14 protein-coding genes are annotated in these 13,340 nt (G+C 42.8%); 8 read left to right on the top strand and 6 right to left on the bottom strand.

The features are described from left to right. The first annotated feature begins 147 nt into the window (after positions 1–147). The 6 genes from murI to upp all read left to right on the top strand — a co-directional run bounded on the left by murI (position 148) and on the right by upp (position 4,623). Entirely contained in the window at positions 148–957 is an 810-nt protein-coding gene (gene murI / locus J6578_RS06405; protein WP_100150449.1) for a glutamate racemase, read from the top strand. 30 nt (positions 958–987) lie between these two features. Beyond that, on the top strand, positions 988–1,620 hold the full coding sequence (purN, locus tag J6578_RS06400; protein ID WP_287951166.1) for a phosphoribosylglycinamide formyltransferase: 633 nt from the start codon (positions 988–990) through the stop codon (positions 1,618–1,620). 17 nt (positions 1,621–1,637) lie between these two features. Beyond that, entirely contained in the window at positions 1,638–2,315 is a 678-nt protein-coding gene (locus J6578_RS06395; RefSeq protein WP_239364115.1) for a DUF3108 domain-containing protein, read from the top strand. Positions 2,316–2,324: 9 nt separating this feature from the next. Next, positions 2,325–3,587, top strand: a complete 1,263-nt coding sequence (locus J6578_RS06390; protein WP_100150540.1) for an RsmB/NOP family class I SAM-dependent RNA methyltransferase — start codon at positions 2,325–2,327, stop codon at positions 3,585–3,587. A gap of 18 nt (positions 3,588–3,605) precedes the next feature. After that, the gene (gene grxD / locus J6578_RS06385; protein ID WP_093090251.1) at positions 3,606–3,917 is read left to right on the top strand and encodes a Grx4 family monothiol glutaredoxin; all 312 of its coding nucleotides are present in this window, start codon (positions 3,606–3,608) and stop codon (positions 3,915–3,917) included. 73 nt (positions 3,918–3,990) lie between these two features. Beyond that, the gene (gene upp / locus J6578_RS06380) at positions 3,991–4,623 is read left to right on the top strand and encodes a uracil phosphoribosyltransferase (RefSeq protein ID WP_093090253.1); all 633 of its coding nucleotides are present in this window, start codon (positions 3,991–3,993) and stop codon (positions 4,621–4,623) included. A 300-nt stretch (positions 4,624–4,923) separates the two neighbouring features. Here the strand turns inward: upp and J6578_RS06375 are convergent, their stop codons facing one another. From J6578_RS06375 to arsC, 6 genes are all read right to left on the bottom strand, one after another. Then, on the bottom strand, positions 4,924–6,315 hold the full coding sequence (locus J6578_RS06375; RefSeq protein ID WP_287954136.1) for an ATP-binding protein: 1,392 nt from the start codon (positions 6,313–6,315) through the stop codon (positions 4,924–4,926). Then, a complete protein-coding gene (locus J6578_RS06370) occupies positions 6,291–6,953 on the bottom strand; it encodes a response regulator (protein WP_100150445.1) in 663 nt (220 codons plus the stop codon). Before J6578_RS06370 ends, J6578_RS06375 begins: the two co-directional genes overlap by 25 nt. A 131-nt stretch (positions 6,954–7,084) precedes the next feature. Beyond that, on the bottom strand, positions 7,085–7,354 hold the full coding sequence (locus J6578_RS06365; protein WP_037407623.1) for a hypothetical protein: 270 nt from the start codon (positions 7,352–7,354) through the stop codon (positions 7,085–7,087). A 492-nt stretch (positions 7,355–7,846) separates the two neighbouring features. Then, the gene (gene hemL, locus J6578_RS06360) at positions 7,847–9,136 is read right to left on the bottom strand and encodes a glutamate-1-semialdehyde 2,1-aminomutase (RefSeq protein ID WP_100150444.1); all 1,290 of its coding nucleotides are present in this window, start codon (positions 9,134–9,136) and stop codon (positions 7,847–7,849) included. Between the two features lie 274 nt (positions 9,137–9,410). Beyond that, a complete protein-coding gene (locus J6578_RS06355; protein ID WP_093090261.1) occupies positions 9,411–10,067 on the bottom strand; it encodes a YdcF family protein in 657 nt (218 codons plus the stop codon). Beyond that, the gene (gene arsC, locus J6578_RS06350; protein WP_093090263.1) at positions 10,068–10,424 is read right to left on the bottom strand and encodes an arsenate reductase (glutaredoxin); all 357 of its coding nucleotides are present in this window, start codon (positions 10,422–10,424) and stop codon (positions 10,068–10,070) included. It abuts the gene before it with no gap. Between the two features lie 269 nt (positions 10,425–10,693). On the opposite strand from arsC, the gene J6578_RS06345 reads away from it, so the two are divergent. Further along, positions 10,694–11,212 carry a TlpA family protein disulfide reductase gene (locus J6578_RS06345; protein ID WP_287954135.1) on the top strand — a complete coding sequence of 173 codons (519 nt, stop codon included), beginning with the start codon at positions 10,694–10,696 and terminating at the stop codon, positions 11,210–11,212. Between the two features lie 1,433 nt (positions 11,213–12,645). Next, positions 12,646–13,164: an FAD-binding oxidoreductase gene (locus J6578_RS06340; RefSeq protein WP_287954134.1), complete on the top strand. Its 519-nt coding sequence runs from the start codon at positions 12,646–12,648 to the stop codon at positions 13,162–13,164. The last annotated feature ends 176 nt before the right edge of the window (positions 13,165–13,340 follow it).

Raw genomic sequence — 13,340 nt, 5'->3', positions numbered from 1 at the left:
CTGGCAAAAGCCGCTTTTAAGCCTGTACGGCCGGATTTGTACTATGAGTATAATTTTGGGTCAATGTTATAATTGCGATGATGACTGGCCTATTATTGATTCGGTGCGCGGTGTGCTGAATTGTCATGGCTACAGATGAAGAGACAAATGACTGCAATACAACAACGCCCAATAGGTGTATTTGATTCCGGAGTTGGTGGCCTGACTGTAGTAAGGGCTTTGATGGAACGGCTGCCTAATGAAAATATTATTTATTTTGGAGATACGGCACGGGTTCCGTATGGGGTGAAGTCCAGACATACGATTGAGGTTTATACTGAGCAGATTGTGTCGTTTCTGCTGGAACATGATGTTAAGGCTCTGGTTGTGGCCTGTAATACCATAGCAGCGGTGGCACGGGATAAGATACGGCAGCTGGCAGGCGGTATGCCGGTATTAGATGTGATTTCTGCTGGAGCTAAGGCTGCACTGGAAACAACACGAAATAATCACATTGGTGTGATTGCTACCAGTACTACGGTCAATAGCAATGCTTATGCGCGGGCGATTCACAAACAGAATGCACAAACCCGCGTATTTTCACAAGCCTGTCCATTGCTGGTGCCGCTGGTAGAAGAAGGCTGGCTGGATCATGAGGTGACACGATTAACAGCTAGAGAATATTTAAAGCCTATTCTGGCGGAAGATGTGGATACTCTGGTCTTGGGCTGTACTCATTACCCATTACTCAAATCTTTAATTCGGCAGGAAGCACCACAATTGAAACTTGTTGATTCGGCTATTACGACGGCAGAAGTAACGGCACTGGCATTGAAACAGCAGCAGCTTGTTAATCCGGATTATTCGGGGGCGCAATATCGTTTCTATGTGAGTGATATTCCTCTGCGCTTTCAGACAATCGGGGAGCGGTTTCTGGGACGTAGTCTTGAGCAGTTGGAAATGGTGTCTTTGGGCTAGGCTTTTGTTGACTGATGGAAGATAAGCAGTATGAAAAGAATTGTGATTCTGATTTCAGGGCGTGGCAGTAATATGCAGGCTGTGGTGCAGGCAAATATTGCGCAGGCAGAAGTGGTGGCGGTAATCAGTAATCGGGCTGATGCAGCCGGTTTACAATGGGCGGCACAGCGTGGTCTGGCAACTGAGGCAATCTGCCATCAGGATTACGCTGGTCGTGAAGCGTTTGATGCTGCTCTTATGGCGCGAATTGATGCCTATCAGCCGGATCTGGTGTTGCTTGCAGGTTTTATGCGTATTTTAACCCCTGAATTCTGCGAGCATTATGCCGGCAGGCTGATTAATATTCATCCGTCTTTATTGCCGGCATTCCCCGGACTGCATACGCATCAGCGGGCACTGGACAGTGGCTGTAGGGTGGCTGGATGTACTATTCATTTTGTGACGGCTCAATTAGATTGCGGCCCGATTATTGCTCAGGGGGTTGTACCTGTTGTGAATGGTGATACAGCCGATACTCTGGCACAACGGGTTTTGTGCGTTGAGCATGAATTATTGCCTCAGGTAGTGGCTGATTTTGTTGCTGGCAATCTGGTTGTAGAGGGTAATCGAGTAAATAATCTGTCTATAGTCAATGAGAATGGTTCGGTCTGTCTGAAAAATTAGTATGCTATGAGAGAAGTATGAAAATAAAATTTTCGCCGGGTGTGTTGCTGACATGGATAAGTTTACTGTTATTACCGGTAGTAGTACGGGCAGCCGATTTGCCACAACAGGCACAATTACAGTTTGTAGACAGTTATGGTTTGCCGGTAAGTATGGATTTTGTACAGAAAGGTAACCAGTACCGGATTAATACTCAAATTAATGTGATTTTTTACCAAATGCAGTTTGTTTCTGCGGGCACGGTAAACGGTTCTGGTCTGAATCCGCTTTCCTATGTGGATAGCCGCTTTGGTAAGCCTTATGCACAGGCGCACTTTACTGAGCAGGGGGTTGATTATGGCAAGATTTCTGAGGCTGGTAAGCATATGGTGGTAAACGGGCCGGTATACGATATGTTTGCACTGGGCTGGCAATTGGGCTTTAATCACGGAAATTTGCCCGCAAATACCTATTTGACTAATGGTAAAAAAGTTTATCCGCTGGATACGGTTCGTAGCCTCGGCAATACTCAGCTGGTGATTAATGGCCAGCAAATCGATATCAGCCAGTACAGTATCAGTCGTGGTGATGATGTGGTGGAATATGCTTTTGCACCGCAGTTTGGGAATGTTCCGGTACGGATTAGCTATATGGATAATGGTAAGGTTTATACCTTGCAGCTGAAAGGCGGCCAGATTGATGGGAAGGCTATTTAAGTAATTATGATAAATGCACAACAACTTGATTTGACAGCTGCTGCTCTGGCTCAGGTGTTAACGTTCAGACAGCCGGCAGATGTTGTGTTGTCGGCTTTCTTCCGGCGCCAGCGCAAGCTGGGTGTGCGTGACCGGCAGGAAATTGCAGAAACCGTATTTGCGACCATTCGTCACTTGCAGAAAATCCAGAAGATGTTGCAAAGACCGCATAACAAACCGCGTCGTGCAGCTTTGGCGGCACTGGTTTTAGGACGCGGTTTAAGTATTCATGCTGTAGAAAGTCTGTGTGATGCGGAAGAGAAGCAGTGGCTGGTTGAATTAAAGGAGCATAAATCTGATTTTGCTGCTACGCTGGCAACTGCTGCCGAGCTGCCTGAATGGATGACTGACTGTTTGCAGCAGCAGGGCTGGGATGAGAATCAGATTATTGCTTTTGGTCGCAGTGTGATGCAGGCAGCACCGCTGGATGTGCGGGTCAATACTTTGAAAGGTAAGCGTGATAAGATTCTGGCTGTGTTGCAGGCAGAAGGCTTGCGCGCAGAAGCTACTCCTTATTCACCTTGGGGAATCCGGTTATATGATAAGCCGGCATTAAACCGACATCCGCTGTTTCTGGACGGAGTGCTGGAAGTACAAGATGAGGGCAGTCAGTTGCTGGCACTGTTAACAGGTGTAAAACGCGGGCAGATTGCTGTTGACTTCTGTGCGGGTGCAGGCGGTAAAACGCTGGCAATGGGCGCGATGATGGCTGGCTGTGGACGCCTGTATGCGTTGGATGTGGCGGAAAAACGTCTGGCTAATCTGAAGCCGCGGATGGTACGTGCAGGTTTGACTAATATTCATCCGCAGCGCATAGATAATGAGCACGATGCCCGTATTGCTCGTTTAAAAGGTAAAGCGGATTGTGTGCTGGTGGATGCGCCTTGTTCCGGGCTAGGTACTTTGCGCCGCAATCCTGATTTAAAATATCGCCAGAGTGGTGACAATGTTGAGGCATTGCAGCAGCAACAGCGGTCGATTTTGCAGGCAGCTTCTGCGTTGGTACGCTCGGGTGGCAGACTGATATATGCTACATGTAGTATTCTGGAGGCTGAAAATCAGCAGCAATTAAATGATTTTCTGGCCGCCAACACAGGCTGGCATATTGAACCGGTACAGACTTTGCTGAAGAGTCATGCTTTGCCAGCCATGCAGGGTGATTATTTGCAGTTGAATACCAGTGAACATCATACAGACGGCTTTTTTGCTGCTGTGCTAACACGCATTAAGTAAATGAAATAAGGAATGTACATGAGTACTCAGGAAAGAATTAAAGCGCTTGTAACCGATCATCCGGTTGTATTGTTCATGAAAGGGACAAAACAGTTTCCACAGTGTGGTTTTTCATCTCGTGCTGTGCAGATTTTACAGGCAGCTGGCTTGAAAGATTTTTATACTGTTAATGTGCTTGAAGATGATGATATCCGTCAGGGTATCAAGGAATATGCAAACTGGCCAACCATTCCGCAGTTGTATGTAAAAGGTGAATTTGTCGGCGGTTCTGATATTATGCTGGAAATGTATGAAGCAGGTGAATTGCAGACTTTGCTGGCTTCTGTTTGACTAAATTTTATTCGGGACGTTTCCCGGTGGCTGTTTGGATTTAGGTGTTAAAGGAATTTTTTTGGAACAGGCGATGAATATTAATGTGATTGACCATCCGTTGGTGAAGCACAAACTGTCATTGATGCGGGAAGAGGATTGCAGTACTTATCGTTTCCGCACGTTGACAAAAGAGCTGGCGCGCTTAATGGCTTATGAGGCTAGTCGTGATTTTGATGTTGAGATTGTCAAAATGCAGGGCTGGTGTGGTGAGATTGATGCATTCCAGATTAAGGGCAAGACTGTTACTGTTGTGCCTATTCTGCGTGCCGGGCTTGGTATGTTGGATGGGGTGCTGGATTTAATTCCTACAGCTAAAATCAGCGTGGTAGGTTTACAGCGTGATGAAGAGACGCTGGAACCGGTACCTTATTTTGAAAAATTTGTCAGTCAGATGGATAAGCGTCCGGCGCTGATTATTGATCCTATGCTGGCAACCGGCGGTTCAATGATTGCCACCATTGACCTGCTTAAGAAAAAAGGCTGTAAAGATATTAAGGCACTGGTATTGGTTGCGGCTCCGGAAGGCGTCAAAGCTGTTAATGAAGCCCATCCCGATGTGACTATATATGCTGCAGCTTTGGATGACCATCTGGACGATAATGGTTATATTATCCCCGGGCTGGGTGATGCCGGTGACAAAATTTTCGGTACTAAACACTGGTAAGCTACAGACAGGTCTTTAAATTAATTTGTTGCTGGGCTGTAAGAAGTATACCAATTTTAAAAAACAGAATGCTCTGTGTGAGCGTTCTGTTTTTTTTATTTATCTTAAATGCGATCAATCAGGCATGTGTTATGTTGTGAACAAATCTTGTCTCAAATCTGATTGCCATTAGCGTTGTATATAACGACTTTATATATTGTTTTGGCCACTTAATATTTATTTCTAAAGTGATGGTTATTATTGATACTATCGGCTTTTAATGTCTGTACACGTACATCAGCGGCAATGTGCTGGCTAAGTTTATTGATTATTAATACTGAATGTTAAACCAACGGCTAGTCCCGGCTGGTGCTCATTATTTTGCAGGCTCGAATCGGTGAGCTGAATGGTGATATGCCATTGTTCGCACAGGGTTTTAACGATGGCCAGTCCCAATCCGCTACCGCATTCGTTATTACCTAGAATGCGGTAAAACGGTTCGAATACGAGCTTTCGCTCAGCTTCCGAAATACCATGGCCATTGTCTTCTATCCATAGTGCTAACTGGTTATCTGTGGGTTGCTTGGTCTGAATACAGATCTGTCCGTGAGCGGGCGTGTATTTGATGGCATTGGCCAGAATATTCTTGAGAATGGTTTGTAAGTCATTACTGCTGATAGGCAGGTTGATATCTTCGTTAATGTCAACACTCAGAATTTGCTGTTTCTGTTCTGCCAGAGGTAATAATTCTGCAATCAGGTCGCGTAGCAGTGGCATCAAGGCGGTACTGACATTATTTGGCATAAGGTGCTGCTGGAGCTGATGTTGCGCTCTGGCCATCGATAACAACTGGGTAAGTAGTTGCTTGGTGCGAGCTATACCGGCTTTGATTTGTCCGATAAGTTTGCGTTGTTCCTGAATGCTTAAATCTGGTTCGTCAAATCGGGCTATCTGTATGGTTAGTGCAGTGATTGGTGTACGTAATTCGTGTGCTGCATGACTGATAAATTTTTTGTCATGCTCTATGGCAGCCTGTAACTGGCTGAAAAGGCGGTTTAGTGCGGTGATAAAAGGACGGATTTCAGTGGGTACGTGTCTGGTATCTAGTGGAGATAAATCGTTGGCACTGCGGGCAGTTAATTCTGTACTCATTTCCTGTGTTGCCCGGAACAAACGGCGAATCCAGATGGCGGTAAACAGCCATAAGATGGGCATGAGGATAAGAAATGGCCAGACCACACTCAGCGCGCTATCTTTGGCGATATGATTACGGTAGGCTGTGCGTTGGGCTACAACTATGCGTTCGCGTTCACGGGTGAGAATGTAGACGCGCCAATGACGGGCTACGGTTGTAAAATTGTGAAAGCCATCCTGTAATTGTTGCAAGTTCTTTACTGCGTTGTCATCACCCATCAGTATATTGAGATAGGGCGAGTCAAGAGTTTGTGCCAGTATGCGCGGTTTGGGCAGTGTTCTGGCGCTTTCGGGAAAGTTGAGGTCTTCCTGTGTATCTCTGCGCAGTATGGCACTGCGCGGATCAAGTAAATGCGCAATCTGCTCTAATTGGGCATCCTGTAAATCCTGAGTTTCCCGAAAAGCAGTCTGGTAGGCAAGAATGTCGCCAATAATGGCGATAAATGTTACCACAATGGTTAATACCAGTAATAAACGCCATTGTAGCGATGAGACTATCCGCGTCGATCCACTAGCCATCCTAGTCCTCGAACATTTTTAATGACGTTACTGCCGAGCTTTTTGCGAATTCCATGAATTACCACTTCAACGGCGTTGCTTTCCACTTCTTCATTCCAGCCATAAATTTTTTCTTCTAATTCCTGCCGTGACAATATGGTGCCCGGCTGTAGCAATAAACTGTAAAGCAGAGCATATTCTCGGGCGGACAGGCGGGTAACCAGACCATTGGCGCTCACTTCTCTGGTAGCCGGATTCAATGTGATAATACCATTGCTCAGTACTGGGCAGGCATGTCCGCTACGCCGGCGTAATAATGCCCGAATACGAGCCAGTAATTCAGATGGCGCAAATGGTTTGATTACGTAGTCGTCAGCGCCACTGTCCAGACCATTAATGCGTTCTTCCACCGTATCTCGGGCAGTAATCAGGATAACAGGTAAATCACTGTTTTTGGCACGCAGGTGACGTAGTACACTCAGGCCGTCCTGTTTGGGTACGCCGATATCCAGTAGGGCGATATCGTAGATATCTGGCTGTAATGCACTTTCTGCTGCCAGACCGTCTGTAACGCAATCGACAGCAAAACCGGCAACATGCAGCATATCGCTTAATGCCTCTGCAATCATTTTGTCGTCTTCAAGAAGTAGAATTCGCATGGGTTAACATTTTCCACATAGACTACCAATGAGCAGCCTGTCAGTAATCAGGCTGAGAGTTATCTATGATAACAAAAACCGCTTCAGGATTCCTGAAACGGTTTTTATTCAAACGTTAACCAGCTGGCTGATTAATTGGTTTCAGTAGTGGTAGTGGTTTGTTTGGTAGTAGTGCTGCTGGCAGCTGCTTTGTTAGCATGAGCTTTTTTAGCATGTACTTTTCTTACCTGTTTAACCTGAGTTTTCTTAGCAGCTGGTTTAACAACTTTAGCAGCAGGTTTAACAGAGGTGGTAGCAGTAGTAGTGTTGGTTGTAGTTGTTGCGGCAACAGGAGCGGCAAAAGAAGCAGCAGCAGTTAAACCGAAAATAGCGCTTACAACAGCAGTAGTGATTTTTTTCATGACAGATCTCCATTAAAAATTGGTTTAAGACAATAACCTTCTTGGTTCTTGTTAATGCACAGTATGGCGTTGAATACTTAGGCCAGACTTAGTAAATTATTTTTTATTGTTAAATAGTTGTAATTATATGTTAATAAGAAATTTATACGGTTAGGCTTCAATTAATTTTTATTGTTATCTTTTAGGATTTTGCTAGTAGCGGACTTTATGCTACTAAGTAAAAGATACTAAAAACACGGATACTAATTGGACAAAATAAAGACAAGCGCGCTACATAGCAAATATGTTGTAGATTACAATTTTTAAAAAGACAGGCAATAAAACATGGCTTTATCGTTTATAAATTCAACAATATAAAAAAATTTATTTGATATGCCTGAGCAGCAAAGGGTTAATTTGGATACAGGCCAAGTGGTAAAAGTAGGTTTGCTGAGCGGATAATAAAACCGGCGTATGCCTCAGATGGCGTATTCGCCGGTAATAATTTTAATGTCAGATGGTGCGTGCAATTTCGGTAAATGCTTCTGTAGCCAAACCAAGAGTATCGGCAATGATTTCGCTGTTATGTGCGGCAGAAACAAAACAGGCTTCATATGCAGATGGTGCAAGTGCTACGCCACGTGAGAGCATGGCATGGAAAAACGCTTTAAACAATATTAGATTGCTGTTCTGCATATCTGTAAAACAATTTGGCAGATCTGGGGTAAAGTAAAAGCCAAACATGCCACCGATACTGCGACTACAGAATGGAATATTAGCTTGACGGGCGATGGCAGTCAGGCCATTACTGAGTTCTTGAGTATGTGTGTTGAGATTGGTGTAGAAGTCGGGGCGCTGTATGATTTCCAGTGTTTTCATTCCGGCAGCTACGCATACTGGATTGCCGGATAATGTACCAGCCTGATAAACTGCGCCTAATGGTGAAATACAAGCCATAATATCTGCGCGACCACCGAAAGCAGCTACGGGCATGCCGCCGCCAATGACTTTGCCAATTGTGGTCAAATCTGGCTTAATGCCATGAATAGACTGTGCACCGCCTAATGCAACGCGGAAACCGGTCATCACTTCATCGTAAATCAGAACACTGCCATGCTTTTCAGTCAGTGCACGCAAAGCCTGAACAAATTCTGTTGTAGCCGGAATCATGTTCATATTGCCAGCAATTGGTTCAACAATCACACAGGCAATACTGTCGCCTTTGCTGGCAAAAGTCTGTTGCAAAGCCTCAACATCGTTATAAGGTAAAACCAGTGTATGACGGCTGAAATCTTCAGGTACACCGGCGGAACTGGGATGGCCAAAGGTTAGCAAGCCGGAACCGGCTTTAACTAGCAGGCTATCGGAATGACCATGATAACAGCCTTCGAATTTGATGATATTGTCGCGTCCGGTAAAACCTCTGGCCAGACGAATTGCGCTCATTGTGGCTTCTGTGCCGGAGCTGACCAGACGGATTTGCTCTATGCTTGGCATAATATGGCGAATTTCTTCAGCTATGCGGATTTCATTTTCTGTAGGGGCACCGAAGGACAGGCCATTTTCGGTGGCATGGCAGACTGCTTCAACTACTTCTGGATGTGCATGCCCGACAATAGCCGGCCCCCATGAACCAACATAATCGATATAGCGGTTACAGTTTTCATCCCATACATACGCACCCTGTGCCTTGTTAATGAAGCGAGGAGTGCCACCTACGCTGCCAAAAGCGCGTACTGGAGAATTCACTCCGCCCGGAATGATGGTTTTTGCTTGTTCGAAAAGTTGCTGGTTTCGATCCATGATTTGATCCTATGCTATCGCGAATGATTGGATTTAAAAGTTTAATCATACTATCGATTGCCCGATAGGGTTAATGGTCTTGAGATTTTTTTAGCTGGAAAAATGAATATCGAAGGTCATTAGCAGACTATGCCTACCGTTATTTTTATAATATGTCATAAAAATAATAGTGAATAGATTCAGTATTGTGAAAGCTGCTATAACAGGCTTGAGTGTTTGGATGCTGTCGATAAGAATAATCAAATGCTATTAGCTGGTAAATTGGCAATAATTACTAAAATTTGCTGCGTAGCATATGAATAAATTGAGGGAAAAGCGCAAGATGTTTTATCCATTGATATACCATAAGGGTATAGCTTTCTTGTGCCAGAAAACGCAATTTGGACTGGGTGGCGCTATAACGGGTGGTAGGGGTAGGAGAAACCTGAGCATTCAAACCCAGATCATGTGCCATCAAGCTAGCGCGAGCCAGATGGTAGGGATCGCTGACAATGATAAAACTATCTAAATCATTATCATCGGCAACAGCTTTCGCATTAACTAAATTCTGCCAAGTATCGCGCGAATGGTTTTCATAAATAATATCATTAGCATCAACGCCATTGCGAATTGCATAACGCCGCCCGACTGCTGCTTCAGTCATAAAACCACTTTTGGGGCTGCCACCAGTGAACAGGATTTTTTTTACAATGCCTGTACGGTAAAGATGGATGGCATGATTGATGCGTTCACGAAAAACCGGAGAAGGGCGTTTATCCCATGCAGCTGCGCCAAGTACGATCGCAGCATCAGCCTCGCAAAGTACGCGCGGATGGCTGTACTGATAAACCGTAGCAACACTAATGATATAATTGGTGCCGACAAACAGACTGCCAGCAATAATAACGCTTCGCAAACAGCGCCAGAAACCAAGATGGGTATCAGCGGTCATTTACTTTTCAAGTAGTGCTTCAATATTGGTTAAAGGGCGACCTATCGCGGCGTGTTCGCCAATTACAGCTATTGGTCGTTCAATCAGTATCGGATGTGCTGCCATGGCAGCTATCAATGTATCTTCATCAGCTTCACACAAATTCAGTTGTGTAAATAGATTATCCTTGCTGCGCATCATTTCCCGTGCTGAACTAATTGCCAGTTTTTGTTTCAGTACGCGTATTTGCGACTCAGTTAATGGCTCCGTTAAGTAAGGAATGACTTTGGTATTAACATTGCGTACCTGAAGTAAAGACAACGCAGCTCGTGATTTGGAGCAGTTTGGATTGTGATAGAGTATGACGGTATTGGCCATGATTATCTCTGAACTTCTTTCTAAAGAAATGAAAAATCTGAATTGGAAGTGTGGACGAAACTTCAAATTTTGACAAGTATTATTAATTATTCTAAATGTTAAGCGGATTTTATATTTGATGATTGTTAATTATTTGATTTCAGTTACATATTTAAGCAGTTTGATACAGAAAAGATAGGGAAACGGCACCACGTATGACTAGCGCCCAGAAATTATATATCAAATGTTTTATAATTAAGGCTATTAGAATGTAATATTCAGGTAAGGAAATGTTTCAGTCTGCTGAGCTTTTAAAAAAAATATATTTATTTAGTTTGTTGTTTTTCGGTTGCATTCGCTTACAGGCAGCAGAGTTACAGAGCTGGCCTCAAGGTAAAGCTACAGTTTTACCAACGAATAATCCGATACTTGTTATCAATGTCTGGGCAACATGGTGTGCACCTTGTCGCAAAGAAATGCCTATGTTGTCGCGCTGGTATCAGCAGCAACTGCGTTCTGGTAAAGGAACGGTTGCTGTGGTGGGGGTAGCGCTGGATAGTGAAGCTAATTTACAACGCTTTACCCGTCAGGTATCTGTACGCTATCCACTGTTTCGGTATACCGGTACGGATAGCCGTGCCTGGATGAGGCGGTTAGGCAATGAGATTGGTGGTATACCATATACACAGGTGCAGGCATCTAAGTGCGGGTTTAGGCAAGCGTTACTGGGTACACTTACCGAGGCTAAACTTAATCAGGCAATTGCAGCTGCGAAGCGACGATGTGCTGAACGTAAAGTGCGCTTATAAATTCTCTTGCAGATTTGGGTTATAAACGGTTGTTTGTTTAGCTGCTGAATCGATTAGCTTGGAAAAGTTTTTTTGTTATTCCTAACACTAAAACGTAATGATCATATTATTCAGATCTTTGGGTGTTTTAACTATTATTTTGAAATATTCTAAATTGTTTCAAATTTTATGAACTAGTCAATTATTCAGATAGACATCTGAAGTAACTTTCTTCATCACAATTATTTGTAGAGTCAGCTTGATAGAAATATTTATAATAGATTGAACATGAATTTCGGTTGGTGAGTATATAAACCGGTTATTGTGGAAACGATAAATATTTTGTATGACCGTTATTTTACAGCCAGTATCTGAGCCTAGATATTCAATGCAATTTTTTTGACTGCTAGCAGTACGTGTTTGTGGATTGAAAGTAATATTAGAACCGGACAATGGCAAGTTTATAAATTTATTCTTTTTGTTATCATATATATAATAAGCATATGTATTGTTTGAAAATAGCCAATCGGGTGATCCGCTTTTAAGTCTAGAAAAATCTTCTATATCATCAAAATTATAATCACCAGCGGAAATACTATTGAATAATTAAGTAAATTACCAGATAAGTTCATTTCTGAATTCAGCTTTATTGTCAAAAAGCTTGAGTTCTTTTATTTTATTTAAATGCTGATGATGTTTGTTATTTGTTCTGTCATTAGTCAAATAAGCTGTAAGGACTTTGTTGTTTATTTTTCATCATCTGAATCCAGCTTTATATTATTAGTTTTTAAATAATTGCACGAACCTGTTTTAGAGCAGTTGCTTTCACGGAAAAACCACTCGTTTTCTTTGTTAAAAAAGATCCAGTGCAACAGGTGGTGTATTATCACCGGATAGATAAAACGATGCTATATTGGGATCTAAAGCATCATCTATATAAAGTTGTATTTTTTTATTATTAAATATTCCTTGATAAATATGAATGTTTGCTAATGAATAAAATGATATAGATATAAATATTAACAGCTGCAAGAATTTCATAATTATTGGTTTTATGTAAGTAATATATTTATTGAGCAATGGTATGCGCGATAATTCAATGCGAACCACTTGAGTGCATTTATCATATTACAATATAAATCGTTTTTCTTCTGGTTGCACATTTAAGCGCCTTTCTATGTGGTGCGGATTGTTGAAGATAGCTAATATTCGCAACCAGTGTTGCCAGACATGGCTTGCAGTTTACTGCTATGCTGCTGATTACCCACCTTTACTATTTAAATAGTGGTCTGGATTAGGCGGTAATCCGATTATTGAGTCAAAGGAAAGTGATCAAGGTTTTTGGATTGAATAAGATATTTGATTCTTGTTAAATATTAATAATGTATATCTTTTATTGATTTGTTTGTACCAATAAAATTGCTAATTGCTGTTGGTTATAACAAATATATGACATGACAATAAAAAAAATAAACTTTTTGTTCTGCTGTCTGTGCCTGTTGCTATCAATAGAAACACAGGCGGTGATTGTCAATGATGTGACAGGTATGACGCCGGTACAGGTGGCTGCTGTTGTGCAACCGGAATCTACCCAACAGGTCGCCGAACTAATTAAACAAACTTCTGGTTCAATCAGTATCGCTGGAGGTAAATACAGTATGGGTGGGCAAACAGCTATACAGGGTGCGCTCCAGATTGATACGCAAAAACTTAATCATGTGATTGCTTTTAATCCTGAACAAAAGCTTTTAACCATTGAAGCCGGTGCAAGCTGGTGTCAAGTACAGGAATTGATTGATCCTTATGGCTTATCAGTAAAAATCATGCAAAGCTATGCTGATTTCAGTATTGGTGGTTCTTTAAGCGTTAATGTGCATGGCCGCTATTTTGGTGAAGGACCAATTATTCTGTCTGTGGAAGAGTTCAAAATTGTGCTTGCTCATGGCTCGGTAGTAGTAGCTAGTCCGACGTAAGAAAATCAGGATATATTTTATGCTGCTATTGGCGGTTATGGAGGCTTGGGCGTGATTACAGAAGTGACTTTGCGTCTTGCTGATAATGTTAAAGTTAAACGTGTTAATGAGGTTATGCCAATTTCAGAATACTACCGGTACTTTTCTCAGCATATTCGTTCGGATAAGACCGCAAT

This window comes from Snodgrassella sp., from assembly GCF_024103505.1.
Taxonomy (GTDB): domain Bacteria; phylum Pseudomonadota; class Gammaproteobacteria; order Burkholderiales; family Neisseriaceae; genus Snodgrassella; species Snodgrassella communis.
Note: the sequence above shows the minus strand (reverse complement) of the source record. Positions and strands in the feature narration are given on the sequence as shown.

Coding starts and splice junctions, on each gene's coding strand:
- J6578_RS06375 (WP_287954136.1), bottom strand. CDS start 6,315: ATGGCTAGTGGATCGACGCGGATAGTCTCATCGCTACAATGGCGTTTA.
- J6578_RS06395 (WP_239364115.1), top strand. CDS start 1,638: ATGAAAATAAAATTTTCGCCGGGTGTGTTGCTGACATGGATAAGTTTA.
- J6578_RS06370 (WP_100150445.1), bottom strand. CDS start 6,953: ATGCGAATTCTACTTCTTGAAGACGACAAAATGATTGCAGAGGCATTA.
- murI (WP_100150449.1), top strand. CDS start 148: ATGACTGCAATACAACAACGCCCAATAGGTGTATTTGATTCCGGAGTT.
- hemL (WP_100150444.1), bottom strand. CDS start 9,136: ATGGATCGAAACCAGCAACTTTTCGAACAAGCAAAAACCATCATTCCG.
- J6578_RS06340 (WP_287954134.1), top strand. CDS start 12,646: ATGACAATAAAAAAAATAAACTTTTTGTTCTGCTGTCTGTGCCTGTTG.
- J6578_RS06355 (WP_093090261.1), bottom strand. CDS start 10,067: ATGACCGCTGATACCCATCTTGGTTTCTGGCGCTGTTTGCGAAGCGTT.
- J6578_RS06345 (WP_287954135.1), top strand. CDS start 10,694: ATGTTTCAGTCTGCTGAGCTTTTAAAAAAAATATATTTATTTAGTTTG.
- arsC (WP_093090263.1), bottom strand. CDS start 10,424: ATGGCCAATACCGTCATACTCTATCACAATCCAAACTGCTCCAAATCA.
- upp (WP_093090253.1), top strand. CDS start 3,991: ATGAATATTAATGTGATTGACCATCCGTTGGTGAAGCACAAACTGTCA.
- purN (WP_287951166.1), top strand. CDS start 988: ATGAAAAGAATTGTGATTCTGATTTCAGGGCGTGGCAGTAATATGCAG.
- grxD (WP_093090251.1), top strand. CDS start 3,606: ATGAGTACTCAGGAAAGAATTAAAGCGCTTGTAACCGATCATCCGGTT.
- J6578_RS06365 (WP_037407623.1), bottom strand. CDS start 7,354: ATGAAAAAAATCACTACTGCTGTTGTAAGCGCTATTTTCGGTTTAACT.